This is a genomic window from Mesorhizobium sp. KR9-304 (assembly GCF_040049215.1).
Classification (GTDB): Bacteria; Pseudomonadota; Alphaproteobacteria; order Rhizobiales; family Rhizobiaceae; genus Mesorhizobium_K.
The window spans coordinates 2,275,685-2,300,250 of the sequence record NZ_JBDZDN010000001.1 but is presented as its reverse complement, the minus strand read 5'-3'; the positions used below and the strand labels follow the sequence as shown (position 1 = coordinate 2,300,250).

The following is a 24,566-nucleotide window of genomic DNA, read 5'->3' as shown; positions in this document are numbered from 1 at the left end:
GAGAATATGGATTGCAGGAAAATGCCCGTGTGCTGTTAAAGGGCGCGCGGTGCATTCGCAAGCCGACCCGATCAATCGGAGTTTCGAATGAACGCGCAGGACGCCTTGAAATACTCATTTAATCAGGACGCGCTTGCTAACGCGCCTAAGTTGACAAAAATCACTTTGCAGAAGGCATATTATCTCCTGGTCAATGTCGAGGAGCACCCGGAAATTTTACCGTTGGCCTTCGACATCGTCAGCCGCAACTTCGACGAACAACGAGCGGACCGGCTTGGAATTCATAAAGCGCCGGCCGATCACGTTGATTGGAAAGGGCAGGTGACTGCTTTGGCGAAGTCGATTTCTGAGATCGGGACGGACTTTACCTACAGCATCGAAGGTCTTCCATCCGACCAAAGTCGTCGACAGATCATGCACTTCTACCGGCATTACATGCCCATGGCTTTGGTGGACGGGTGCTGGCTCCAGACGGGCGCAAGGGTGTCGACCGCCCACACCAGAATCGGCGCGATAATCACTGGGCTCTATCAGCACCAAGTCCGTGCGTTTGTAGCCGACCCAGGACGACATTTTGTCAACGATTACAAAGCCGCCTTCAGCCGCATAGCAGGAACGATAGAGGACGTCTCTACTCGCAGCTTCTCCGAGAGGAGCGAGTTCGCCAGCGAATGTTTCCAACTTCCAGTTGTCATGCTTTCGGTTGCGCAATTCGCGAGAACGCGAGCACCCGAGATCATCGGGGCTAATCTGGCTTGGAATTTCCTGCGAATCCCATCGTTTGGGCTGCAACTGATCTCGGATTTTTGCAATGCGTTCGATCTGCCTAAGTTGGACGGAGGCCTCAACGAACCTGAATATCTGCAGCGGGGCGTGAATATGGCCTTTGGTGCCGCCGAGGCGCTGATGGAGGAAACGGAGCCAGCCCAGGAGGCCGAGGTCTGGGCAAGATTGGTGGCGGGGGCGGAAACTGCATTCCGGCTTTGGGAGGAGTGGTTCTCGGCTACTACACAATCGGCGCCATCGGGCCCGCCGGACCCACGCCAGGAGATGATCAATCTCATGTGGCGAAAGGCGGCTCACGCGCGGGGCTATCATGGCAAGCGACCGCTCGGCGACCGGCTGATTGACGATTTCCTCAACACGGAAAAATTTGATGGGCCCAAACTTCTAAACGCGCTTGCCAATTCGCCATGGGTGAGGCCAGGCCAGCCTGACAAAAGTCCGCTGCTCAATCGCTTGTTGGGATTTGGCGGACCGATGTTGGGAGTGTTCAATCCACTAGAACAGCAGACGATACGGGAATGGATCAACAGCCTCCCCCCGCGGGAGGGGCGGAATATGCCTGCCGGCGGCGTCAAGGCCGAACTCGCGGGTTCAGAGCCGGAGATGAAACCTGAGGTTCGCGCAACCAAGACTGTCGAAGGCCGCGTTTGGCAGGCGAACGATATTCGCCAGCGCAGCAAGGCAATTTTCGGGAATTGCAGCGTACGGGAACTCTACCATCACCTGGTGAACGTCGAGTTCTACCCGGAAATACTGCCTGTAGCCGAACAGTTTGCGCGCGATCGCCTCGAGCGCTCCATGGCTTCCATCTGGAAGGGCGAACGCCCTATTCCGTCGCGCCGCTACGACCCTGCCGCGCTCGATCGCTGGGTGGAGGAAAAGCACCGCAGCCAAGTCGATTCCTATCGTCAGCCTTCCGAGCGTCCGGAGGTCCCGAAGGATGCCTTCATCGAAGCAACCGTTCAACTGGCTCCGCTCATTCTGATTGACGGCGGTTGGCTACAAGGCATGGCCTCGCCCGCCATCATCCACACGACCGTGGGACGGATGCTCTTCCATGTTTTTGTGGAGGAGATCGGCGAAGGGAACGCACTCGAACACCACGCCAATATTTATCGCGACCTTCTCCATGCGATGGGCATAAGCGCGCCGTCGATTGCATCACGGGAATTCATTGAGTGGGATAGACTCGATGCGGAGTCGTTCGAAGTGCCTGCGCTCTGGCTCGCAATTTCATGCTTTCCGCGGCATTTCATGCCAGAGATTCTTGGCCTGAACCTTGCCGTCGAACTGGCAGGCGTGGGAGCGCCTTACATGGAAGCTCGCGACACGTTGCGGAAGTTTCGGTACCCGACATTGTTCGTGGACGTCCACAACGCAGCGGACAATGTTACGGCTGGTCACTCGGCTTGGGCGGTAAACGCAATAAAGCGGTATTTGGACGAACTGGCTGAGCGCAACGGTCCACATCATCTCGATGAGACTTGGCATCGTGTCTGGTCCGGCGTCAGACTGACATTGCCGCAGATCGGGCGTATCAAATTGTTTGGCCACCGAATGAAGCGAAGGTTCCTTGCCGCAGATGAGCGATTCGTCCCGCTGATTTTTCCCACTTGATGAAGCTGGTGAATGAGATCGGCCTCAGTGGCGCGCTGGCCGGCGGTGTTGGCTCAACGATCGAGTAGGGAACCAAGATCGCTGGAAACCCTCGCCACAACGTCCTGCCATTCCCCGACGGCTTTTTGCCTGTAAAGCGTAGCCGACGGATACCAGGGACTATCGCTCCTCTCCAGCAGCCAGCGCCAGTCAGACCCAAATTTGAGCAATATCCAGGTCTTGATGCCAAGTGCGCCAGAAAGGTGGGCAACCGCCGTATCGATCGAGACAATCAAATCCAGGTGAGTGAGAAGGCCTGCACTTTCATCAAAGGTCTTGAGTTCTCGACCGATGTCGGGGACGGCGAAACGCTCGAGCGTCCGGGCTTCATCTGTCGTCACATCCATTTGAAGCGATAAGATTTGATCGCCGAACTGTTCTAGGAGGGGAATGATGTCTTCGATTGGCACCGAGCGCCCCGGTGGGTTGGGGTTGCCTCGCCAAGTTATGCCCACGCGCCTTTTGCGTAGCTCCGACCGTCCCTTCCACCTAGCAATCGCCGACTTTGAAGGCCTCAGGTAAGGGACTTTGTTCGGAATGGAAGCATTGGAATAGGTTCGCATCGTCAGTGGCAAGCTTGTGTATGGAGTGCGGGCATCGGTGCCAGGCGGACACTCTCCAACTCCGCACATCTTGATACCGGGAAAGCTGGCCTCGACCAGTTCGATCAGCGGTTCAGCGACTTGCCAATAGGTGTCGCAGAGCGGGGCCAAACCGTCCACATAGCGCAACATTTGGATCACGTCACCAAAGCGCTGTTCCCATTGAACGAGCAGCCTCTTTCCCTGGGGACGCTCACTACCCAGCAACGGGAGGCCATAGTCGCTAAGTTGCTTGCCCACAGATATATGAAGGCGATGCTCATAAGCGGTCCAAGCCGCCTCAGACGGGCCAAATGCAAGCATCGAGTTGGCCTTGTTCCAGAGCGCTTCCGAATAGCCGGGCCGTACCGTTAGCGATTCTTCCAGAATTTCGATTGCCTCACTATGTCTGGCGAGTTCCTGGAGGGAGCCGGCCATGTTCACGTAAGCATCGGTAGAGCTTGGATGTCGCTCGATAGACTGCCGGAACACTGCAACGGCTTCGGAATAGCGGCGCAACGCGTGCAACGCATTGCCTTTCGAAAGCAACCCCTGTTGCTTCTCTGGCGCAAGTAGTGTCGCTGTTTCAAAGTACGGGATAGCATCTTGGTGACGCTCAAGTTTCATAAGCGTCAGTCCGTAGTTGTGGAATATCTCGGACATCGCAGGGTTGAGCGCAAACGCAGTTTCAAAGGCGGCCAGGCTCTGCTCCAACTGCGCGAGTTTGTAGTGGGAGACGCCCTTGTTGATCCATGCAAAAAGATGCCTGCGATCCAACCGTATTGCGGCATCGAAATCACGCAACGCTTCGGCGTCGCGATCGACAACCTGTAGCGCTGCGCCCCGGTTGTTCAGCGCTTCAACGTGAGTGGGATTGACTTCGAGGGCGAGCGAGAAGGTGGCGATTGAATCCTGAGGTCTGCCGAGCGATTTCTGGCAATTCGCCAAGCTGAAAAGCGCTGCAAAATCCCTTTTGTCAAAAGAGATGGCCGTTCGAAAGGACCGGATCGCCCGTTCGGTTTCATTCAGGTCGAGATAGATCTGGCCGACTTCCGTATGCACTTTGCCGATGGTCGGGGCGAGTGCGGAAGCTTTTTCCAGGGCGGCGACTGCATCGTTTGTCCGTCCGACGGACCTTAGCGACCTGGCCAGCTTCAGCCAACCCCCAACGTGTCCCGGTGCGAGCGTGAGGAAGGCACGCAACGCGTCAATCGCTTTGGCAGGTCGAGCGGACTGGAGTTCCAGCTCAGCCGTCGCTAGCAGACGGTCGGGCGCCCCGACTTGGGTCGAGCGATATCTGGCGAGGGCCTGCAACAGCAAGATTTGGTTTGGCGAAATCCGCATCGATCTGGCGGCTGCACCGCCCGACTTGGCATCCGAAAGCGACGAAAGGAGCCCTGACTCCTGGAACATTCTTGCGGCGTCGTCAAAGCGCTCCCGCGCAATCAGATCGATGATTTCGAGCGCCGCCGCGGTGCTCCTGTCCCCGAACTTCTGGGTGGCTGACTTCGCATCGAGCTTTGGATTTGTCATTTGTTGTGTCGTCGTAACTGATCGCTACACGAGGGTCTTGAATACGTCAGAGAACGCCGACGGATTGCCTTTGTAGAGTATCTCGTCCGGCCGCTCTCGCCTGATGCGATCCGACCACTCTCGCCGGAGTTCTGATTCGTCGATCAGCCGCAGTGCGGCACCGATGTATTCCTCGACTGTCGACGCGATGGTCCAGTCGGGAAAGCCCATCCGACGGAACATTCCTTCGTCAATGTGGGAGTGTACCTCGTCGCCAGTCAGGCAAATTCCAGGCAACCCACAAAATACGGTATCCACGATTCCATTTGTGTTACCGAAAGGAAATGGGTTGGCGAACATATCGCATGCGGCAATGTTGGCCATGTAGCGTGGATATTCAGAGGTTCTGTGCACGACCGCTCCCGGAACTTGCAGGCCTATGGCTTTTTTGGCGTGAGAATGAACCAGGTCGGGCGCACCTCCAAGCATGAAATGGAACGTCACTTCGTTCCGGGCAGCGTTCTGAATCGTACGGCACGCCTCGAGAAAACGGGGATTGAGCTTCATGACTGCGACCGGCACGGCGATCCTGACGCTTCCGCGCAGTTTCGGATCCGCGTCAGGCAGGCGGACAGAAGGCCGGAAATATGGCAACGCGTTCTTCGGCACGGGAACGACCTTTTCGCTGAAAAGAGAGGCGTCTCCAATATAGTCTTCCTCGACAAGCACGTAGTCGATCTTGTCGGAGTGGGTCGTTGCAGGATGGCCAAGGGCAATGATCTGCGTTGGAGCCAGGCGGAGATTGACCAGATAGAGACTGTGTAGCGCCATCCCGACCGAAGGATAGTACACCGCGACCGGCCTTTGTTCGGCGACCTGTTTCAGGATCGGCCTGATGAAACCGAGGTCTGTCGAATACTGTCCGTATTCGTGGAACTCGTCGAATACAGCCTTGCCCTCCGCATCGACCATGCCTTTGGGTCCGAACCCGACGAGCCGATAATTCTCGCGCAGGGCCCGCATCGAAATCGAATGGGTGCGCATGATGGAGTGGCGCTTGTGGAACCACTCGAGCATGACGAAGACGGTTGGCCGCGACGCGCCGTTCACGATTTCCAACTCGGGGACACCGGACTCTTTCATCTGCCGGCGAATAAGTCTGTTGAGCGGGCGCTTCAGGTCGTGCTTGTCCCGTTCCAGGCCGTAGCTGCAGTGCATCCACAAATCGACAAATATTTCGACGGGTAACCCAGTCGGACTATCCAGCTTGTCGAGCGCTTCGGTGATCCAGCGTAGAAGCACCTCCCTCTTTACATGTGCTGCGGGTGTCGCGAGCAGGCGATTGGACAGGATGCCAATTGCCAGGGAGCACGCGAGCCAAGGCGAGCGCCGAAACAATGCGCTGAAGTCCATAGGCATCGAAGATTCAGCGCCGTAGAGCAGGCACATCTTGAACAGGCCGTGCATGGACGCCTTGGCGATAAAATCGTTCGAGGGCTGTATAGCGAGCCGCGTCAGGACGAAATCGCTGCTTCCGAAGGAACTTGCATTAAAGATGACATGGAGCCAGCGATGGTGAACCACCAAGCGCTGAAATGTTCTGGCGTCGAACTGGCAGTCCGGGCGCGAAAGCAATTCCGCAATCGCCGCGGAAAGTCTCGTTGCAGCCTCCTCCCGCCACAGGTCGGAGAACGCGCCGCTGAGTTGAAGGTCGCGCGCTTTTGGCAACTGTCCACCGCTGCCGGACAACGAGGACAGGATCTTTAGCAGCGTGGACAGGGCGGCGGAATTCTGCCCGTGCCAAACATGCTGCTCGAATTCGCTGAATGCAGCGCCCCAATCTTTCATGAAAGAGCCTCTTCAGGTCACGCTAATCCCACACTCCACCGCCCCTCGTTGTTGCCGCATGCTCTTGAAACAGCCGGCTTTAACGACCGCGATGCATTCGACCCCAACAGTCCTGGAGTAGGTGCCCGTCAGCAACTGCGGGACAGAAGTCTGCAGATAATGAAACCCGGCCAGCGCAAACAAAAAAGCCCCAGCCAAAGGCTGGGGCTTTTCCCAAGAGGCCAGGGATCAGAACTTCTTTCCGATCGTGACCGAACCGCCGATGCTGGAATAGTCATCGCCGATGATGCCACTGACACCTGCCCTGAACTCGAAGTCGCTGGCGGTCGTAAACGAAGCGCTGACGCCTCCGAACAGCCCGCTGACATTAAGCTCGTAGACTGACGTGAAGCTGGTGCTGGCAGGCAGGCTGGCTACGACACTTGTGTCCAGACTGCCAAAATCCTCGCGCCACCCAACGATACCATCCAAGCCCAGAGAGCCGCTGGTAATCCCAAATCGCGAGCCAACTTCCAGAAGACCATACGCGTCACTCGCATCCTCCACCGACAAGGCGCTCAATCCACCACTCTCGTCATAGCCGTCGGTACGTATGTTGCCGAAGGTACCGGCAACAAACGGCGTCACCGTCGCGGAGTTCATGTAGAAATCGTAGCCAGCTTCGCCACGCAACATGACCTGCGAACCTGAGTAGTCGGCCCTGAGCGTCTCGTCGGCTGCCGAATTGAAGCGGTCCTGATCGATCTCGTTCCACTGCCCGGACAGAATACCGGAGAAGTACAAGCCTTTTTGCATGTCCGGCCGATACTTACCGTACATGGCGGGCATGTAGCTGGTGACATTGCCCGACGCGGAGTCGCCGTCGAAATCGGTCCTGGTGACTGCGAAGGCAGCGCCAAGGAGCATCCCTGCTCCATTGTCGATTTCCGCACCGACTGCCAGGCCCCATGTATCGGTGTCGAAGCCGGCAACGGCGCCGTCGCTGGAAACGTCAGACACACCGCCGAGGCCCTGCAGCCATGCTCTCTTGAAACCGGCAGCCGCCGGAGCCAGCGGCTCGACATAGTCGGCGCCGCCGCCGCCAAAACCGCCCGTGCCTCCGCCGCCGCCCAACCGCAGCGAGAGCTGATCCACGAACATCTGATTCGCCGCATAGGCGCCGGACAGCGCTCCCCTGTTTCCGGACGGGCTGAAGTCCGCGATCACGCCGGCGACTTCCTTTCCGGTGCTCGCTTCATAGAGAGCGTCCACAAGGAGCTGCTCCGCAGGCGACAGTGAACCGCCGCCCTCAAGCGTCGCGATGAAGCTGGCTGCGAGCTGCAGAAGGCCAAGGCCAGGCACCGAACCGGAGCTCACTACATCGTTGATGTCGTTGGCATCCACGGTCAGGACAAGGTCGGTCGCGTCGAGGGTCAAAACCGACACGTCGAGCAGAGCCGAGGTGTCCACGACGCTCTGGCTGCCACCGTCCGATGTCAGGGTGCCGGCCGTCAGCGCGGTCCAGGTCGTGCCGTCGGCGTAGAACTTGTCGACATAGGCAGTTACGGTCTTGCCGCTGATATCGGCGGTGCCGGCCACTCTCAGACCTTGGTTGACCGGGGTCGTCAGATTGCCGGTGAAGTTGTTGGCAAACGAGTTGATCCCGTCGGGGTCGGTTCCATCGATCAAGCCCATGTTGATGAAGTCGCCGGTCAGATTGCCGTATATGGCGACGCCATAAGAACTGTCTGATGCGGATATTTCACCCGAATTCGCGAAGTCACCACTCATGTTTCCATATACAAACACGCCGTAAGAGCGTGCAGTAATGTCGCCCGAATTCGTGAAATCTCCTGTGACGTTGTCCGCGAACATGACACCATAGGTGACATCGGTATTTATGGAGCCCGAGTTGGTGAAGTTCGCAGCAAACTCACCACCGATGTACACGCCGTATTCGTCATAGCTGGATCCACCAAAAGCGGTGATGTTACCCGAGTTGGTGAAATTGCCGCTCAGCGTGTCGTAAATGAAGACGCCATAGGCTCCGCCGTTTATGTCGCCGGAGTTAGTAAAGTCCCCGCCGACGTTACCAACGATAGCTACGCCATATTCGCCACCACCGATTATACCGTCATTTGTGAAATCGCCTCCGACGTTGCCGCTGATGAAAACGCCGTACGAGGAACCGGTTATGTTGCCTGTAGCCGTGTTGGTAAAGTCTCCGTACACGTCATAGTCAGTGAAAAAGCCGTAGTTTGCGGACGTGATATTTCCACTATTCGTCACGTTTCCTGTGACGTTGTAGTAGATGAACACGCCGTACAAATCACCTCCGTCTATGTTACCGCTATTTGTAAAGTTTCCGGCCAGATTGCCATAGATCATTACGCCATAGCTACCGCCGGTAATATTGCCTTCATTCGTAAAGTCTCCGGCCAAATTTTCACCAATCGAGACACCATAGTAATCTCGACCGGTTATATTGCCACTATTCGTGAAATTGCCGGTAAGGTTGCCGTAGACGTAAACGCCATAGTTATCGCCAGTGATATTTCCCGTGTTGGCGAAATTACCGGTCATGTTGTCGCCGACGTAGACGCCATAATAAGTGTCGCCAGTGATATCACCACCGTTGGTGAAATCGCCGGTCAGATTGTCGCCGATGTGAACGCCGTAGTAGCCGCCTCTGATATCGCCGCCTGCGTTGTTGGTGAAGTTCCCATTCAGGTTCTCGTAGATCGAGACGCCATAATAGCCGTGACCCGTGATGCTGCCGCTGTTGGCGAAGTCGCCGGTCATGTTCCCGTAGATACGGACGCCGTAGTAGCCGCCCGTAATGTCACCGGTGTTGGTGAAATTGCCGGTGAGGTTGCCGTAGATGTAGACGCCGTAATAGTTGTGGCCGTTGATGACGCCATCATTGACGAAGTTGCCTGTCATGTCGTCGTCGATCACGACGCCATAGTAGCCGCCCGTAATGTTACCCGTCGCTGTGTTGGTGAAGTTACCGTTAAGTCCTTCGTACAGGAAAACGCCGTAATAGTCGGTGCCCTCGATCTTGCCGCTGTTGGTGAAATCGCCGGCCATGTTTCCATAGACATATACGCCATAGGATCCGCCGGTGATATTTCCGCTGTTGTCGAAATTGCCGGTCACATTCTCTTCAAAGAGGACGCCGTAGTTGCCGCTCGTTATGTTGCCGCTGTTGTTGAAGTCGCCGGTGAAATTGCCATCGAACCAGACGCCATAGAGGTCACCGGTGTCCCTGATGTTCCCGGTGTTGGTGAAGTTGCCGGTGACGTCATCGCCGAAGAAAACGCCATAGTACTCGCCGGTGATATTACCATTGTTGGTGAAATTGCCGTTCAGCTCCCCGTAGATGCCGACGCCGTAATAGAAATTCCCTGTAATGTTGCCGGTCGATGTGTTGGTGAAGTCGCCATTCAGATCGCCGTTGATGAACACGCCATAATAGTTGTTGCCGTAAATTTTGCCGGCGTTTGTAAAGTTGCCGTCGACGTCACCATCGACGAAGACGCCGTATTGGCCAGTGATGTTGCCGCCAGCCTCGTTGGTGAAATCGCCGCTGACGTTGCCGTTGATGAGCACGCCATAGGTGTCGGCCGCGATCTTGCCGGAGTTCGTGAAATCTCCAAAGACGTTGTCGGTCTCAACGCCGACGGCACCGCCGAAATTCGTAACGTTGAAGCCGGGATTGTCGAAGCTGTCTATGTCGCCGAATGAGAGACCCGCGGTCTCGTTCTGGTTGACGACTATGTTCTGGGCCCCGACCGCTTGGGGGAACGCTGCCACCAGCGCCAGGATCGAAATGCCCTTGCGCAACCGGTTACGGAATTTGTTTTGAGAGTTCATTCCGCTATTTCCCCTTCAGCGGCGCCAAAAGCGCCAAGTCCAGAATACGTCCTGAATGCACTGCAATTCCCCTGGCCACAAAAATTGGCCCGAAGCGGACGAATGACGATTCCGCTAGGTCACTTTCATACGCATGCCGCCACAACCTTGTCTAGCGGGTCGCATCGAAAATACAGCGAACGACTTTGAACAAAAGTTAAGGGAGAGGCAGAGGACCTCATTTGCCGACTGACTGCGCAGTGGCCATTCGGACGGGCTGCGCCGGCGGCGGGTCGCCGCGAACTTCCGTCCATCGGTAGTCCCAACGCATGTTGCGGGAAACTCGTTCCAGTCTCCGGCCGAGGTCGAAAAACCGTCGGACGACGGCGGCCGCAAAATAGGGCGATCATCAAAACTGTAACGAGAAAACAAGTCGTTAGGAGAGTACAGGCGCATCCCCCGAGCGATCTTCTATACTCAAGAAGCGATAGCGGATTTACTGCGCCGGATGTCAATTGACGAGCGTTCTTGGCGACGAGAGGGCATTGTCTTTGCCAAGGAAGACCTCTGCAGGAAGCGGCCACCCAGTTAGGCGGCGCGCTCCTTTTGGGCGGCTAAGGTCAACGCGGATTCCTTAACCGGCCTTGCCGTGGGCTTTTAGAATTTCAGCGAGTGTGGCCCGCCAGCCACAGTGCACCAACCCAATTTCGAGCGATTTGCGTTGACGCACCAAGGGGTGTGCTTTCGCAATGCCACGGGGAATGTTTGAAGCGCACAGACGACGCAATCCCGCGCGCCTAATATTGACGTTTCAGATCGCTCTGGCGCTTCGTCGTTCGGACGGTCCAGGTCGTCGCTGCCTGGCGATGCTCCGTCAATGGACGCTTGCCAAAAATTCGCATGGCAAAACCGAAGGGCGTCAGGACGCCAAAATAGATTATTGCCAACACGATAGGCGACACAAAACGCGAAAGCAGATGACCAAACGCCATCCAACGGCGCTCAATAGGGCCGAGATGCGCCGGCGCCACCAGTCCGGCGAGCAAAAGCAGCCCACCCGGCAAGAGAAGCACGAAGGGCACGACATCGTGCCCACGCCAGAACGAGAGACCGCCGAGAACAAGCAAGGCAATGCCGAGAGTAAATGCGAACTTGCGCCCTTGTTGCTTCGGGCTCAATCTAGTTGGTACCGCCACCGCCAATCCTCAGCTTCGACAAATTTCTCTTGCTCTCCCTTGTGGAGTAAGAAGGGGCCTATGACCAACGTATCGATATGGGTCCGCATGAAGCATGTATAAGCCTCCTGGGGAGTGCAGACGATCGGCTCACCTCGGACGTTGAAGGAGGTGTTAACAAGCACCGGACAGCCGGTCAGCCGATCGAATTCGGAGATCAGGTCGTAATAATCCCGATTTGCGTCTCTGCTGACCGTTTGCACGCGCGCTGAATAGTCGATATGCGTCACGGCAGGAATATCGGATCGCACAACATTGAGTTGATCTATGCCCCAGAGTTCCGCAGTTTCCGGGGCCTTGGGGATCCGTCGCTCTTCTTTAACGGGCGCCACGATCAGCATATACGGCGAGTCCCTGTCGAGGTCGAAGTAGTCGGCTGCGCGTTCACTCAGCACGCTTGGGGCGAATGGGCGAAAACCTTCTCTGAACTTGATCTTGATGTTCATCTCGGCTTGCATCGTCGAATTTCGCGGATCGCCGAGGATAGATCGCGAACCAAGGGCCCTGGGGCCGAATTCCATGCGACCGTTGAACCAGCCGACGATCTTCCCCTCGGCTAGCATCTTCGCGGTTTCCCGCAACAGGTGATCGCGCTCCACCTTCGTGTAGATTGCCCCCACGCGCTTGAGATATGATTCTATTTCGTCGTCGGTGAAAGACGGTCCCAGATAGGCACCCTTCATTGAATCCTTGCGGCCGTCGGCCTGGCGCGGCGCCTTGCATTCCCGATGCCAGATCAGCTGAGCGACGCCGAGCGATCCGCCGGCGTCCCCTGCAGCAGGCTGGATCCAGATATCTTCAAACGGTCCTTCCCGAAGGATCCGACCGTTGCCCACACAGTTCAGTGCGACGCCGCCTGCCAGGCAGAGATTCTTCTGGCCGGTCTCGGCATGCAGCGACCGCGCCATACGCAGCATGATTTCTTCGCACACGTCTTGAACTGAACGGGCGAGATCCATTTCCTTTTGCGTCAGTTGCGATTCCGGGACTCGCGGCGGCCCTCCGAACAATCTGTCGAAGTTCTCGTTAGTCATCGTCAGACCTCCGAGGTAGTCGAAATAGTCCTGGTTAAGGGCAAACGAGCCATCGTCCTTCAGGTCGACCAGATTGTCGTAGATCGTTTGCACGAACCGTGGCGTACCGTATGGCGCCAACCCCATGACCTTGTACTCACCCGAATTCACTTTGAAGCCCGTGTAGTACGTAAAGGCCGAGTAAAGAAGGCCGAGCGAATCGGGCCACCGCATTTCCTTTATGATCTCGATCTCAGCGCCGCGGCCCAGTGCTTGAGAAGACGTCGCCCACTCACCCACGCCATCGATCGTCAGTATCGCGGCTTCCTGGAAGGGCGACGGATAGAACGCACTCGCGGCGTGGGATTCATGGTGTTCCGAAAAGTACATCGACCCCTTGTACCCGCCGAGTTCCTTGCGGATGTTGGTCTCGATCCAAAGCTTTTCCGCGAGCCAGATCGGCCCCGATTTGCGAAACTGGGTAAAGCCTCGCGGGGCAATCGACAAATAGGTGGACAGAATTCTGTCGAACTTCAAAACGGGCTTATCGTAGAAGCCAATCGCAAACAGATCGTCGATAGCTATGCCAGCTTCTTTGAGGCAGTAAGCTACCGATTGCGATGGAAACGCGCTGTCTCCCTTCTCGCGTGAGAATCGCTCCTCAGAAGCAGCAGCTACAATTTCGCCGTTGCGGATCAGCGCAGCCGCGCTGTCGTGGAAATACGCAGAAATGCCGAGTATTATCGTGTCAGCCACTCACACGTCCCCGCCCTTTTCGGAACTCCCCTCGAGTTTCACTCTTCGTGCTATCGACTAAATGCGCTGCTACTGGATACCCATCTTGACGAGAAGCCTTCGCCCCGCGGCAGCATACGCTGCATAGCCCAGCTTTAGAGGATGGCCCTCCTCGAAAGGCGGATAAGTTGGGATATTGTTCTTCAACCCGTAAACGTAGGCCTGGTATACATCTTCCAGCGCGAAAACAAAGGAAATCCCCGCCTCCTCAAGGACTCGCCTGATTTCCTGTTCTAACGACACCTGCTTTTGCACGTGCGTCACAAATCTCGAATCAAGTTCCGGAAGCCTGTTTTGCCTACTGTAATATTCGAATAGCACCCGCTCACGCGACGGAATGACCGTGATCCCGACGTTGACGCCTTCTTTGGAGAGCCCTTTCCAGGACGATAGGAGAATGGGAAGATCCCTCCACATCGCCGCCACCTCCGGAACTTGCAAATCGACGCTGCGACTATGCTTCTCGAGCCTGTTCAGACTTATGACATCTTTGCTGTCTGGAAATTTCAGCACGTCGCCCTGGCTGCTCCAACTGGGAAACTTGCCCTTCGGCGTACCTCCCAGAAGAACTGTGAGCCTCGTTGCGACGTCATCCGCAAGCGCCAGCAACGCGACGCGTTGCGTCAGCCTGTCATAGAGCCCGGCCTGGACGTCGTAATCGTTGTGCAGGCATCCAACCGGATAGGCCGGCCACTGCAAACCGAGGCTGCGCCTCTGCTCCAGCCAGAACGGACTCGGATTCTCCAGGATCAGGCAATCCGCATCCGATGCATAAAACAGCTCGAAATCGTTCACCGGATAAAGGGCAACAATCGCGGCCCGGGTCTCGGAGTCCCGACTAAGGTTCAGGACCGCGTGATAGCTCAACAGGCCATACCCGCCCATCCCAAAATTGTAGACGGTCTTACCGGTCATTTGGCCCAGTCGGGCCGGCCAGGACTCCTCCGAACTGACGCCGAAGCCGAATGTCTGTGAGTCGCCGATAGCGATGAATGCGCGGCCCGTGTTCGGCGGATTTCGATAACCAAAGGAATCGATCTGGGGGATTTTCTGAGAAGCGCGAAACCCGACATTCTCATCGGGGACCCGGTTCGATGCCAACGTATTCGGGTAAATGGTCGCAAATCTTACGGCGAGTTCTGCGAGCGCGAGCGCAAGCAACGTAGCTCCCAGCACCACCCCGGATTTGAGAAGAAGGCCCTTCCGCATGCTGCACTCATGGCCGGGGGGCGCGGGCAAGTCAACGCCCAAGTTGGTGACATGGCAGCGGGCATCTGGCGGCATTTTGCCCCGTACCGTTTCGCCCAGGATGACGGTGCCGTGGATCCGTGATGTCGCTGCGGACGCTACTCCACCGCGGCGGGCTTGCGGTTGGCGGTGGAAAAGCTGATTGCGATTTCGCGTTGGCGACTGATATTTGGAAGACTTCATGACCGCTCGGTTGTGCGCTAAACTCCCCTTATTCGACTCGTCGGATCGCACGGTCGATCATGCGTCTGGACGCGAATTCGAGCCAGCGATCTGAGATGGAATGCATGTCTCGCCTTGCGATCATTACTGTCTGTAAAAACCGGCTAACCCATTTGAAGCAGAGCCTGCCTTCGTTCTTGAGTCAGAAGAACTCAGACGTGATTGTTGTCGACTATGATTGTCCGGAGCGGACCTGCGATTATGTTTCCAGGCAATATCCAGGTGCAAAAGTGATAAGAGTCGACAACAGGAAATACTTCAACAATTGGGAAGCCCGCAACATCGGAGCTACGCTGGCGCAATCCGAGCTGATTGCGTTCGTTGACGCCGACGTAATCCTGTCAAATGAGTTTGCCGACTGGGTTATCGCGCACATTGGGCCGGGAGCTTTCGGCAGAATGGCCGACGCCACCGAACTGAATCTGCACCGGGACGACAAGCCAGGCCAGTCCTCGAATCGTTTTGCCGGCCTTTTGGTGGTGCCGCGAGCAACATTCGTCGACTTGGGAGGCTATGATCATATGCTGGAGGGCTGGGGGGCAGGCGGGGACCTCGACCTCTACGATCGGCTCCAGTTCCACGGGCACCGGACCGTTTTGCTCCCCGAACATCTGGTCAAGGAGGGGATACAGCATTCCGACGATGAAAGAACAAGATTTCATCGGATGAACATATCCAGAAGTCACCTGATAGGAACTTTGTACAGGGTATCGAAGAATGCGTTGATGCGGCAGTTCGCAAAGGAATTGACGCTTCAAGAGCGCGAGAAGCTGTACAGACTGTCGACCACCGCTGCCGACCAAACGGCAGGGTCAAAGTCGGCGCAAGTCGATCTGCTGGTCGTTTCAAGGGACGCTCCGGGCAGTAATTACAGGATCGAGCAAACGATCACGACCAAGGTCACTTGGTCCTAGTTGCGCCGAATTTGGCGCCAGGTTTGTGTCGGCGAGGCAATGCGCAAGACGGATTGGCCGTTCTTGGCCGGGAATGCTAAAGTCGAACAATTAGTGGGATCGCGGATCGAACCAAGATCCGGACGGGGCAACACACGGAGGTATTATGCAGAGCGAAATGGGGGATAGAAGGCGGGCGGCGGCGATCGCGCAAATCGGCGCCATCGCGATAGGGGTTCTTGCCGCACTGACTAACTCGGCGCTGGCAGCTCCGTGGACCAGACAGTGCCAAGGCCCCGCTGGCAGCGAAGCTGAACAGTGCATTGTACAGCAGAATGTCACGGTTGGGCGTGAGGTCATAATGGTTGCATCGTTTGGCATTCCAGGTCCCGACCGTCAGCCCGCAGGAACCATCACCATTCCCCTCAACACCAAGCTGAGCGCGGGGCTATCGGTGCGCGTCGATGGAAACCCCGAGACTCTTCTGCGATTTGACCATTGCAGCCGCCAAGGCTGTCGTTCAACTTTCGAAGTTTCCGCCTCATTGTTGAAAACTATGCTATCCGGGCAGGCGCTCCACACCACCTGGCAAGGGATAGACGGCAAAACTGTGCAATTGCAGTTCGACCTGTCCGGATTCAAGGCGGCTTGGTCCAGCGTGGCGCAAGCGAGGCAATAAGCTTTGCTTTGGTCTCCGACGCCATTGGCAATCTGCGGCTCGGGGCCGGAGGAACGGAGATGCGATCGGATCGGACAAAGACTAGATCATGGCTGTGCATACTCTCGACTCTGACGGCCGCCTATCCGCGTTGAAGTCTGAGCCATGACGGTTTTCGTACATTCGTGGTTCAGATCAGGCAGCACATGGCTATGGGCGAAGTTCCGGGATGATAGTCGCTTTGTCGCCTACTACGAACCGCTGAACGAAGAACTCCCGCTCTGGACACCACAGAGGCTCGACACCGCCGCGGCGCGTGCTTTCGACGGCGACAACCATCCAACCGTCGGTAAGCACTACTTCTATGAATATCGTGACCTGATCGCCTCCGACCGACTGCAATTTGACAGAAGCATTTCGTATGAACGGTATTTGCTCGATGCGGATGAGAAAGACATCCCCCTCCGGAACTACCTATCTGGCCTGATATCCGGCGCGGCCGCCTCAGGGCACAGACCCGCTTTGTGCTTTTGTAGAAGCCAGATGAGATCCCTCTGGATCAAAGCAAATTTTTCGGGGTTACACGTCGCGCAAATTCGAAACCCTTGGGATCAGTGGGTCTCGTTCGGCAAACACCCCTATTTCAAGAACCGTACGCTCCTCACGGCTTATTGCATTGAAAAGCGTCGCCCTGGGTCCTTTTCTCACGTATCCGGATTTAATGAACTTGTCAGCAATTGGAACCGCGGCAAGCAAGCCGCGTTCCGCGACATTGACTGCTTTACCGCCTACATAACTATCTGGATTGCCTCCAGCGTTCAGGCATGCATTGCCAGCGACATTCTGTTGGACATTGACCTGATCGGCACAAACACCGCCGCTCGTCGGACAATCGAGCATGAACTCCGACGTAGTGCCCTGCCGGCAGATCTTTCGGACTGCCGGCAGACCCAAAATGACGTGACGCGTCGAATCCCCTCAGATTATAATAGAGAGCTGACGAAGGCATTGGTTGCGCTACGTGGTGAGCAGAGACGGCTACTGCCGTCATTCGAACCAGGCAGGTTGATTGACAAACTTCCCCACGTTTCCGAACGTACCGCCGAGATCCTGCGACAGGTTCTAACCTAGCTTGACGGTTTGCCGTCTATTGCAATTCGCCGGGTTTTTATGGGAATTAACGGCAATACAGATAGGACGCGATCCAAATGACGGTCTTGCGGGAACTGCTCTCATTTATGGTCGAGAATAAGAAGCTTTGGATGTTGCCGGTGGTGCTCGTTACGCTGGCGCTGGGCGGCCTGCTGGTCCTGGCTCAAGGATCCGCGGTTGCTCCTCTGATATATGCAATTTTCTAGTCGACATCACGCAAGCGTTGACGAGACTGACGGTGACAGCGCTCGGCTGATGGAGGCGCCTGTAATAGACCTCAAGTCCGGAGACGACCTCGGTACGACATGGTCGTTTGATCGTATCAGGTTCTGGTGTGTCGACACGGCTCTGCCCTTTTGGGCAGAGGCCGGCTTCGATCGCCGAGCCAATGCGTTTCATGAACGGCTTGATTTCACGGGCGCCCCGATTCTGGCCGCGCCGCGTCGGACGATGGTCCAGGGGCGCCAAATCTATGCGTTCGCCCATGCGGCTTTGTTGGGCTGGCTCCCCGAGGGAGCGGAACTCGCGATAGTCGCAGCCGACAACATGATCAGGCTGCATTGGGCCTCGGACAACGAACCGGGCTGGGTCTTCTCGGTGAGTTGCGACGGCGCCGTTGTGGATGCTAGGCGCGACGCTTACACTCAGGCGTTTGCGCTCTACGGACTGGCCTGGGCATACCGCCTTAGCGCCGCCCAGCGTTATCGCGACGTTGCCGATCAGACGTTTGATTTTCTGGACCGCCGTCTCTCTTCATCTGCCTCCGGCATTGACGTCCAGGCCGGCACCAGGCGCCAGAATCCTCATATGCATATGTTCGAAGCGGCGCTCGCTTGGTTCGAAGTGACGGGAAACGACCAATACCTAGCGCGGGCGACTGAAATCTTCAGGCTATTCACCACACGGTTTTTCCAGCCTCACACTGCGATATTGGTTGAACACTTTGATGAGGATTGGCGGCCTGCACCCGACCATCGAGGACACCTCTTCGAACCGGGGCACCATTTCGAGTGGGTGTGGTTGCTGCGCAGGTACGGGCACCATACTGGACATGGAGTCGATAAATACGCGGATGCGCTTCTCGGTACTGCGCTTGCTATGGGATTCGCCGACGGTTTGATTGCTGCCGAAGTTCAAGACGACGCAACCATATTCAATAGAGAACATCGCGTCTGGCCACATGCCGAGGGTATCAAGGCTGCTGCAGCCGAGCATGAGGCCGGTCGGGGATCGATGCGCGAATTGGTCGATCGGCTGGTTCTTGTTTTGGAAAGCCGTTTTCTCGGAAAACCTTTTGCTGCTGGCTGGCTCGATCACTTCAGCCCTGATGGGTCTCTTAAGATCGATTTCGTGCCGGCGAGCACTTTGTACCATCTAGTTCTTGGAATAGCTGAAGCCGACCGTGTGTTTAATACAGTCAGAAAAAGCCAGGGTCAGGCCCCATTAATGTGATTGGAATGGCCCCTGAAACGGCAAAGAGATGCAGAGAGAGACGCGAAGATCGATGGGGCTCCATTGAGCGAGCGGCTCGCCGCCGCCGGTCGCGGCCGTTTGTGATCCATCTGGCCTGCAACCGTGTCGCGAAGGCTCGAAAGCTCGAAGGCTTCCTTCGTCTTCGCTTCTTGTATCGGGCCAGATGACCTCAGACCATTCCGACCAGATCAAAGGTCCTGACCCCGAGCTCGACGCGCGTATTTGCGACGGGGTCGGCCTCTGGATGGAGGACCTGACGCGCCGCACGTGGACCGGCTTGCCCGGGCTGTTCCTTGACCGCGACGGCGTGGTTCTGGAGGATACGGGTTATCTGGGACGTCCCGAGCAAGTTCGGCTGATTGAGGGAGCAGCCAGCGCTATCGAGTTGGGTAACAGCTTGGGTGTTCCGATAGTTATTGTGACCAACCAGTCGGGTATAGGGCGCGGCCACTACACTTGGAAAGACTTTGCGGATGTTCAAACCGAGCTCTATAGGCAGCTCCACATTTTCCGCTGCCACGTCGATTTCGTTGCCGCCTGCGCGTATCATCGAGATGCCCCGCCGCCTTTCTCGATGGCGTCTCATCCCTGGCGTAAACCAAACCCCGGGATGATTTCGGCCGTAGCCAAGAAAGCCGGTCTCAATCTGCGAAAATCGATCCTGGTAGGTGATCGATGGTCCGACATCGAAGCGGCTGCGAATGCCGGCATCGAGCGGGGTGTTTTGGTGCGTACCGGATTGGGCGAATCGGAAGCGCAAATATCACTAAATTTCGAAGCCCAAGATATACGTGTCAATATTACCGATAATATTCTCACGGCTATGAAATTACTTTGCGAAGAAAACTGGCCAATAAACATTTGAACTACCGTTGCGAGAATGGACTTCATGACGCTCCTCTTTGAGCGCCGGCTTCTTCACCTTGTTGGCGCTGCCATTCACCATCCCGGTCAAGCTCACGGATGGAGGTGCCGATGACTTAGAACCCGTCGATCGTAATGCCGTGCTGTCCAAAGAAAGAACGCGCGTCTGCATTAAAAACGCCTTGCGCAATCGCCTCCACGTCGAGGACACGTGATGAAGCGTACCCTACGATGTCCGCCAGGAATTCCATGTGTTTTTTGGCTCTGCTCAGATCGCAGAACACAAACCTTCGCGCCACATTGCGGCCGAGCTTGCTCCATTCGCGATAGGGGGATTTCAGAAGCTCGCGCTTTGTCATCCTGTCGAAGTGCCGGTGCTTGGAAAACATGTCCGCATTGCTCAACCGAAGTCTTGGTGGGAGGGTATTGTCGAGAGCCATGGCAAACAGAGTGCGCCTCCCGCCTCGTTTAGTGGTGAGCGATCAAGCCGCGGGACCGATCGCTGATCGAGAACATCTTGCATCAAGAGCACATCGCAGAGGCGTTGCGTTTCCAGGAACTTTTTCAGCTCATCTTGATCGACCGGCCCAAGGAAACGAGGTCCGTTGTCCCAATCGATCACGATGTCGTCGGGGGCGGCAGAATCTCGGGCTCCGCCTCGCCTTTCGCCCTCAGTTCAGCGATGGCGTCTCGAGCTACGGATTGGTAATCGCGCCAATATTCGTTCTGCGCTCGAGCCTGGCGCGCATGGGCCTGCTCGGCGGTGCGGATTATATCGAGGGCCATCCCACCGTATCGAGCGTTCCCCTTCATGCCATAAGTGAAGATAGCGTCCACCAATGCCTCGTATGCCGGTACTTCCTTGACGGTGTCGCCTTCGCGGATTTTGATCTTCTTCTTTTGCGATTCGTCTGGCGGCGCCAAGGGTAGGCTGTTCGGACAACGAAAGATCGAGCGGCGAGCCGCGGGGCCTGCCAAGAGGATTGCCCGACTCGCCTTCTTGAACTGTCGCTTCAATCAAAGCTCGCTGCTGGAGAGCCGCCTTTATTACACGTTGCAACCGTTGAACGGCTGATCCGTGCGCTCCCTCGGCGCGACCACGCCGAGAACGTCGGCGAGCGTGCGAACAACCTCATATAGCGCCTTGACCTGCTGAACTTCCATCCTCCGGCCATTGGCTGCTCAATCCGGGATAACCCTCCTCACGATCTCGAGCAGCTTCTTGTTGTGTTCGATGTCCGCGAGTACCTGTTTACGATACTCGTAGTCGGGCTCATCCCGCAGCAGCTGTTCAAGCTCGTCGAGTTCGGCTTGGAACTCAACTTTTGCCTTCGTATACATTTCGTACTTGACCTTCTCTTCCTTGGTCATCGGCCCCTTGATTTCCACCTCGCCGGTTCGATAGTTGATGACGACATGCTATGCAATACCTGTAGATTTTCTCGGTAGCAAACTTAACATCCTTGGGTGCCTGTTTGTGGATCCGCAATCCGACACGGAAGCGCTTTTGAGAGGGATTGCCGCAAGCTTCGCAAACCCGACACGGTTGCCCGGTGCATTTTCCGCTGAGGCGCTGTCAGGGGGCTACACGCAAATTGTGGAAGGCGACTTTGGCAACGTTACGGTTAACAATTGGCAGGGCTCGGTTCAGTGGAACGCGTCTTGTAAAGGACCTTGGCAATAACACTTTGCACAGCGCTTTTCGACTTCGGTGCCCACAGGCGTGCAGCTACTGCGATGCTACAACAACTCCGTCGAGTTTGTGGATCCACAGCGGCGTGCTGACGCGGTTGTTCGAATAGAATTTGTCCAATCGACGTCTCGCGGGTTCACCGCGCCGCAGACCCATGTACCTCGCCGCATTTTCCCCAAAAAAATTGTCCGCCAGACGGCCGCCTTTCGAAATGTCGGAGTTCGAGTTCAAGTCGTCGAAAATCTCGACAAACTTGTTCAAATACTCGAAGTACGGATCTTCTAGATAGGTCAGCATCTCCCAATCGCTACCGTACATCAGCCTATCAGCAAGCGGTGCATTCTCCCCACTCGCCCTTGTTGATAGGAGAGCTTTTAGGCGCCTGCGAACCGCCATTGGGTCGGAAAGCGCCTCCGCAAAGAATGCGGAGTCCGCAAAAGCGTTATGGCCTGGCCGATCTCCTTCCTTCATCAACTTCATGTAGGCTTCGGCTCTCTCGAGGGGCCCGCCGTCAACCACGTCGGTGTCGCCAAAATGGCCGAAATTGACCCGCAGGCCCTCAAATTCCTTTTGATCGGACGTATTCTGCCAGTTGAATACATTTTCCCAATACTGAGCCGTGGCAAGCCACTCAAACTCGTCCGTTGGGCCTAGCGACACGCTAGTATGCGCCATGATCGGTACGTCTTCAGCGACGCACCATCGATACAGCTCAATTAGAGATTTATCCAACCGCGTTCCAAGGTCAGCGACCTTGAGTCCAGCTGGAAGCCACCGCCGCTCCCAGAATTGAGGTTTTATGGAACCATTGCCTAAGGGCGCAAAACCCATTGGCGGATAAAGCTTCACCCCGATACACCCTCTACGCTCGACAGCATCTCTAACAAGATCCAAGGGAGACTCCCCCTGATACAGCCCTAGATCATGTGCGACCTGCCTAAAGGGGTCGTATGCAGCATAGCAATGAACACGGCCACCGGCGAGAATGGAAATACGCGCCATGACATCCTGTTGCGCCTTTAATGGCGTTAGCGTCGCTCTGCCATCCGCAATTGGCCAGTCAAAGTCCACCATGTGGCAAACCATCAAATCAATTGACCGATCCGCATTTCTGGCAAAACCGTCCAGATAATCGAAGACGTTGACGTACCGATACTGAAAGCATTGCATTATGAACGTGATTGCTCCTCGTACTCCTATCTCCCTTCGGCTAATAAGTGGTCTTTTCAAACTGGATCGGTATTCTTCAACGCTCTCTGGCAGTTGCAGAATGACCGACGCGACTGCATCTCTTTCGGAGCTGTTGCTTTTTCCCCGCTGCCGATAGCGGCGGATGGCGTCCCCATACTCCGGAGCGGCATAAAGGGCGTTAACAACCTCCTGCCTGCCTTTGCGGTAAGCTTCCTGTCGATCATTTGCAATTTGAGCCGTTAGCTTATCTGACGGAATCTGACGTACGGATTCATCCGCCCGACAGGCCCGTATGGTGCTTTCCGCCAGGTTAAGTCTGCGAAGCTCATCGCCCGCCGATGGCGCGACCCACCAGCCGATCCGTTCGATAATAGGAGAGAGGGCCTGCACAGCTCGTTTAAATTTCGGATCACGACCTAACACCCGTTCCAAATACGCAGCAACAGGTAGGTCCGTCGCATTAAACACGTGCACGTGCACATCAATGGCAAGGTGAGCCCTAGGATTGGTTATATCAGGGCCCCCAAAACAGCGACCGTCCAGCGGACGGCGAAACAGCGCACAGCCTCCAACTGAAATGGTTGCCGCCGTGGCACCCGCATATTGCAGGAAATCTCGCTTGCTTAGGATAGTCACAAAACTACTCCGCCAGTGCCCATAGCTTTAACACGGTTGCGTCAATATCGAACGCCTGAGAAATTAGCCTACGATAAACGGCCGCCTCAGGAGAATTTGTTTCTCTGAGAAGCACATAGTCTTCAACGATTTGACCTTGCTGCTCGAAGCGATATTTAGAAATGTTTTTCCCGGTATGAGCGGTTTGTATCTATACGCGGAATCATCCCTCACGCCTTTTAACTCTCGGCTCACCTCATCGCTACTGTTACCAGCGCCGCTCTGTGGGCAGACGAACGAAACCGAACTGTGGCAAAGTCTCCTAACTACTGAACCTATTCCACATCTACGACACTCGCAGGCTGGACGTCAAAGCGCAGCGTGCCGCCCGGCACCTTGATGCGTGCCTCAGCCGGCAGCGCGACCTCTGCCGCCAGGGGAAAGACAACAGTCGCTGTGCTGCGGCCGCGCATAGTTATCTCGTGCACCGTTGCAGGACCGGCCAGCGGCATTACCCCTTGCGCGTTAGGGAGGGTGACGGATATCGCGGCCGCGTCGAGTGGAGGCTCGCCAATCCCGCGTGAAATAATCACATAAACTTCAGGCAGGCCGGTCGTCTGGGAGCGGCCCACATATACCCCTTGAACTGTGTCAGAGGCTCGCAGTCCAACCATTGCCATCGCCTCTATAGGGCCAAACGCGGCAATCGTCTGACCCTTTACTGTCCAGTTGCGAGTCTCCACCACCGCGCCGGTTGTCGTGTTGATGATCTGGCCCTTGAAGCTCAGATCGATCTCGTAGCTGGTTCCACTGCTTATATTGGTGAAGCCAGGCTCGTCTTCCATGTAGAAATTGCATCCCGCAGCCTGGTTGGGGATATATTTGTCCTTTGGGTTGGTGGGACACCCCCGATGCCCGTAAGCGGTGCAAGGATCCACTGTTGGGCCGGGGCCGCAGCCATCTTCCTTGAACGTTGTTGGACTGAGGAAATCGCTGCCGCAAAGACTATGTGCAATCGCGGCGCCTGCCACTTTGAAAGTACCCTTGACATATTGTCGGTATTCGAGGGGCGAGCAGGTTTCGCCACTGCCATGGGTGAAAGTGGCCTTGTTGACAAACGGACCATTATACTTGTTGCCATTTTGTGCTGGCACAACATTGCCGGCCGGCGTCGTAAAAGACTGCACCCCTACAGGCATATTCCCCTCCCGAAGGATTGGCATCAAGGAGGACCGCCGTCTTCAGCTAAATCGCACCTTGCCGTCTTCAGCATACTCTTACGCAATCCTCGCGGTGG

Annotated in this window: 18 protein-coding genes; 7 read left to right on the top strand and 11 right to left on the bottom strand. The window is 56.2% G+C overall.

Annotated features, from left to right (window positions below):
• Positions 1-87 precede the first annotated feature (87 nt).
• A complete protein-coding gene (locus ABLE71_RS10985; protein WP_348783375.1) occupies positions 88-2,403 on the top strand; it encodes an iron-containing redox enzyme family protein in 2,316 nt (771 codons plus the stop codon).
• A gap of 53 nt (positions 2,404-2,456) precedes the next feature.
• Here ABLE71_RS10985 and ABLE71_RS10980 read toward each other — a convergent pair whose 3' ends face one another.
• From ABLE71_RS10980 to ABLE71_RS10955, 6 genes are all read right to left on the bottom strand, one after another.
• Positions 2,457-4,556: a tetratricopeptide repeat protein gene (locus tag ABLE71_RS10980; protein WP_348783374.1), complete on the bottom strand. Its 2,100-nt coding sequence runs from the start codon at positions 4,554-4,556 to the stop codon at positions 2,457-2,459.
• Positions 4,557-4,580: 24 nt separating this feature from the next.
• Entirely contained in the window at positions 4,581-6,383 is a 1,803-nt protein-coding gene (locus ABLE71_RS10975; RefSeq protein WP_348783373.1) for a hypothetical protein, read from the bottom strand.
• Positions 6,384-6,611: 228 nt separating this feature from the next.
• Complete coding sequence (locus ABLE71_RS10970) at positions 6,612-10,238, bottom strand: autotransporter domain-containing protein (protein WP_348783372.1); 3,627 nt, start codon at positions 10,236-10,238, stop codon at positions 6,612-6,614.
• A 776-nt stretch (positions 10,239-11,014) separates the two neighbouring features.
• The gene (locus ABLE71_RS10965) at positions 11,015-11,395 is read right to left on the bottom strand and encodes an SxtJ family membrane protein (RefSeq protein WP_348783371.1); all 381 of its coding nucleotides are present in this window, start codon (positions 11,393-11,395) and stop codon (positions 11,015-11,017) included.
• Positions 11,392-13,221 (bottom strand): carbamoyltransferase, encoded by a 1,830-nt coding sequence (locus tag ABLE71_RS10960; RefSeq protein WP_348783370.1) that lies wholly within the window; start codon positions 13,219-13,221, stop codon positions 11,392-11,394. Before ABLE71_RS10960 ends, ABLE71_RS10965 begins: the two co-directional genes overlap by 4 nt.
• 69 nt (positions 13,222-13,290) lie before the next feature.
• The gene (locus ABLE71_RS10955) at positions 13,291-14,691 is read right to left on the bottom strand and encodes a hypothetical protein (protein ID WP_348783369.1); all 1,401 of its coding nucleotides are present in this window, start codon (positions 14,689-14,691) and stop codon (positions 13,291-13,293) included.
• 104 nt (positions 14,692-14,795) lie between these two features.
• Here ABLE71_RS10955 and ABLE71_RS10950 point away from each other — a divergent pair, with 104 nt between their 5' ends.
• The 6 genes from ABLE71_RS10950 to ABLE71_RS10925 all read left to right on the top strand — a co-directional run bounded on the left by ABLE71_RS10950 (position 14,796) and on the right by ABLE71_RS10925 (position 19,771).
• Positions 14,796-15,644, top strand: coding sequence for a glycosyltransferase family A protein (locus tag ABLE71_RS10950; protein ID WP_348783368.1), 849 nt, complete (start codon positions 14,796-14,798; stop codon positions 15,642-15,644).
• A 145-nt stretch (positions 15,645-15,789) separates the two neighbouring features.
• Positions 15,790-16,302 (top strand): invasion associated locus B family protein, encoded by a 513-nt coding sequence (locus ABLE71_RS10945; RefSeq protein WP_348783367.1) that lies wholly within the window; start codon positions 15,790-15,792, stop codon positions 16,300-16,302.
• 144 nt (positions 16,303-16,446) lie between these two features.
• A complete protein-coding gene (locus tag ABLE71_RS10940; RefSeq protein ID WP_348783366.1) occupies positions 16,447-17,412 on the top strand; it encodes a hypothetical protein in 966 nt (321 codons plus the stop codon).
• Positions 17,413-17,489: 77 nt separating this feature from the next.
• Complete coding sequence (locus tag ABLE71_RS10935; protein WP_348783365.1) at positions 17,490-17,639, top strand: DUF5989 family protein; 150 nt, start codon at positions 17,490-17,492, stop codon at positions 17,637-17,639.
• A 49-nt stretch (positions 17,640-17,688) separates the two neighbouring features.
• On the top strand, positions 17,689-18,885 hold the full coding sequence (locus tag ABLE71_RS10930; protein ID WP_348783364.1) for an AGE family epimerase/isomerase: 1,197 nt from the start codon (positions 17,689-17,691) through the stop codon (positions 18,883-18,885).
• 184 nt (positions 18,886-19,069) lie between these two features.
• Positions 19,070-19,771 (top strand): HAD-IIIA family hydrolase, encoded by a 702-nt coding sequence (locus ABLE71_RS10925; RefSeq protein ID WP_348783363.1) that lies wholly within the window; start codon positions 19,070-19,072, stop codon positions 19,769-19,771.
• Between the two features lie 115 nt (positions 19,772-19,886).
• On the opposite strand, the gene ABLE71_RS10920 is transcribed toward ABLE71_RS10925, so the two are convergent.
• The 5 genes from ABLE71_RS10920 to ABLE71_RS10900 all read right to left on the bottom strand — a co-directional run bounded on the left by ABLE71_RS10920 (position 19,887) and on the right by ABLE71_RS10900 (position 24,468).
• The gene (locus ABLE71_RS10920; protein WP_348783362.1) at positions 19,887-20,159 is read right to left on the bottom strand and encodes a hypothetical protein; all 273 of its coding nucleotides are present in this window, start codon (positions 20,157-20,159) and stop codon (positions 19,887-19,889) included.
• Between the two features lie 229 nt (positions 20,160-20,388).
• Complete coding sequence (locus ABLE71_RS10915) at positions 20,389-20,787, bottom strand: hypothetical protein (protein ID WP_348783361.1); 399 nt, start codon at positions 20,785-20,787, stop codon at positions 20,389-20,391.
• 165 nt (positions 20,788-20,952) lie between these two features.
• The gene (locus ABLE71_RS10910; RefSeq protein WP_348783360.1) at positions 20,953-21,141 is read right to left on the bottom strand and encodes a hypothetical protein; all 189 of its coding nucleotides are present in this window, start codon (positions 21,139-21,141) and stop codon (positions 20,953-20,955) included.
• Between the two features lie 358 nt (positions 21,142-21,499).
• Positions 21,500-23,290 (bottom strand): amidohydrolase family protein, encoded by a 1,791-nt coding sequence (locus ABLE71_RS10905; RefSeq protein ID WP_348783359.1) that lies wholly within the window; start codon positions 23,288-23,290, stop codon positions 21,500-21,502.
• Positions 23,291-23,604: 314 nt separating this feature from the next.
• Entirely contained in the window at positions 23,605-24,468 is an 864-nt protein-coding gene (locus ABLE71_RS10900) for a hypothetical protein (RefSeq protein WP_348783358.1), read from the bottom strand.
• Positions 24,469-24,566 lie beyond the last annotated feature (98 nt).

Bases quoted from the DNA above. Each gene is read 5' to 3' on its own strand.
- ABLE71_RS10985 (WP_348783375.1), top strand. From the start codon at position 88: ATGAACGCGCAGGACGCCTTGAAATACTCATTTAATCAGGACGCGCTT.
- ABLE71_RS10980 (WP_348783374.1), bottom strand. From the start codon at position 4,556: ATGACAAATCCAAAGCTCGATGCGAAGTCAGCCACCCAGAAGTTCGGG.
- ABLE71_RS10975 (WP_348783373.1), bottom strand. From the start codon at position 6,383: ATGAAAGATTGGGGCGCTGCATTCAGCGAATTCGAGCAGCATGTTTGG.
- ABLE71_RS10970 (WP_348783372.1), bottom strand. From the start codon at position 10,238: ATGAACTCTCAAAACAAATTCCGTAACCGGTTGCGCAAGGGCATTTCG.
- ABLE71_RS10955 (WP_348783369.1), bottom strand. From the start codon at position 14,691: ATGAAGTCTTCCAAATATCAGTCGCCAACGCGAAATCGCAATCAGCTT.
- ABLE71_RS10950 (WP_348783368.1), top strand. From the start codon at position 14,796: ATGTCTCGCCTTGCGATCATTACTGTCTGTAAAAACCGGCTAACCCAT.
- ABLE71_RS10945 (WP_348783367.1), top strand. From the start codon at position 15,790: ATGCAGAGCGAAATGGGGGATAGAAGGCGGGCGGCGGCGATCGCGCAA.
- ABLE71_RS10940 (WP_348783366.1), top strand. From the start codon at position 16,447: ATGACGGTTTTCGTACATTCGTGGTTCAGATCAGGCAGCACATGGCTA.
- ABLE71_RS10935 (WP_348783365.1), top strand. From the start codon at position 17,490: ATGACGGTCTTGCGGGAACTGCTCTCATTTATGGTCGAGAATAAGAAG.
- ABLE71_RS10930 (WP_348783364.1), top strand. From the start codon at position 17,689: ATGGAGGCGCCTGTAATAGACCTCAAGTCCGGAGACGACCTCGGTACG.
- ABLE71_RS10925 (WP_348783363.1), top strand. From the start codon at position 19,070: ATGACCTCAGACCATTCCGACCAGATCAAAGGTCCTGACCCCGAGCTC.
- ABLE71_RS10920 (WP_348783362.1), bottom strand. From the start codon at position 20,159: ATGTTTTCCAAGCACCGGCACTTCGACAGGATGACAAAGCGCGAGCTT.
- ABLE71_RS10910 (WP_348783360.1), bottom strand. From the start codon at position 21,141: ATGACCAAGGAAGAGAAGGTCAAGTACGAAATGTATACGAAGGCAAAA.
- ABLE71_RS10900 (WP_348783358.1), bottom strand. From the start codon at position 24,468: ATGCCTGTAGGGGTGCAGTCTTTTACGACGCCGGCCGGCAATGTTGTG.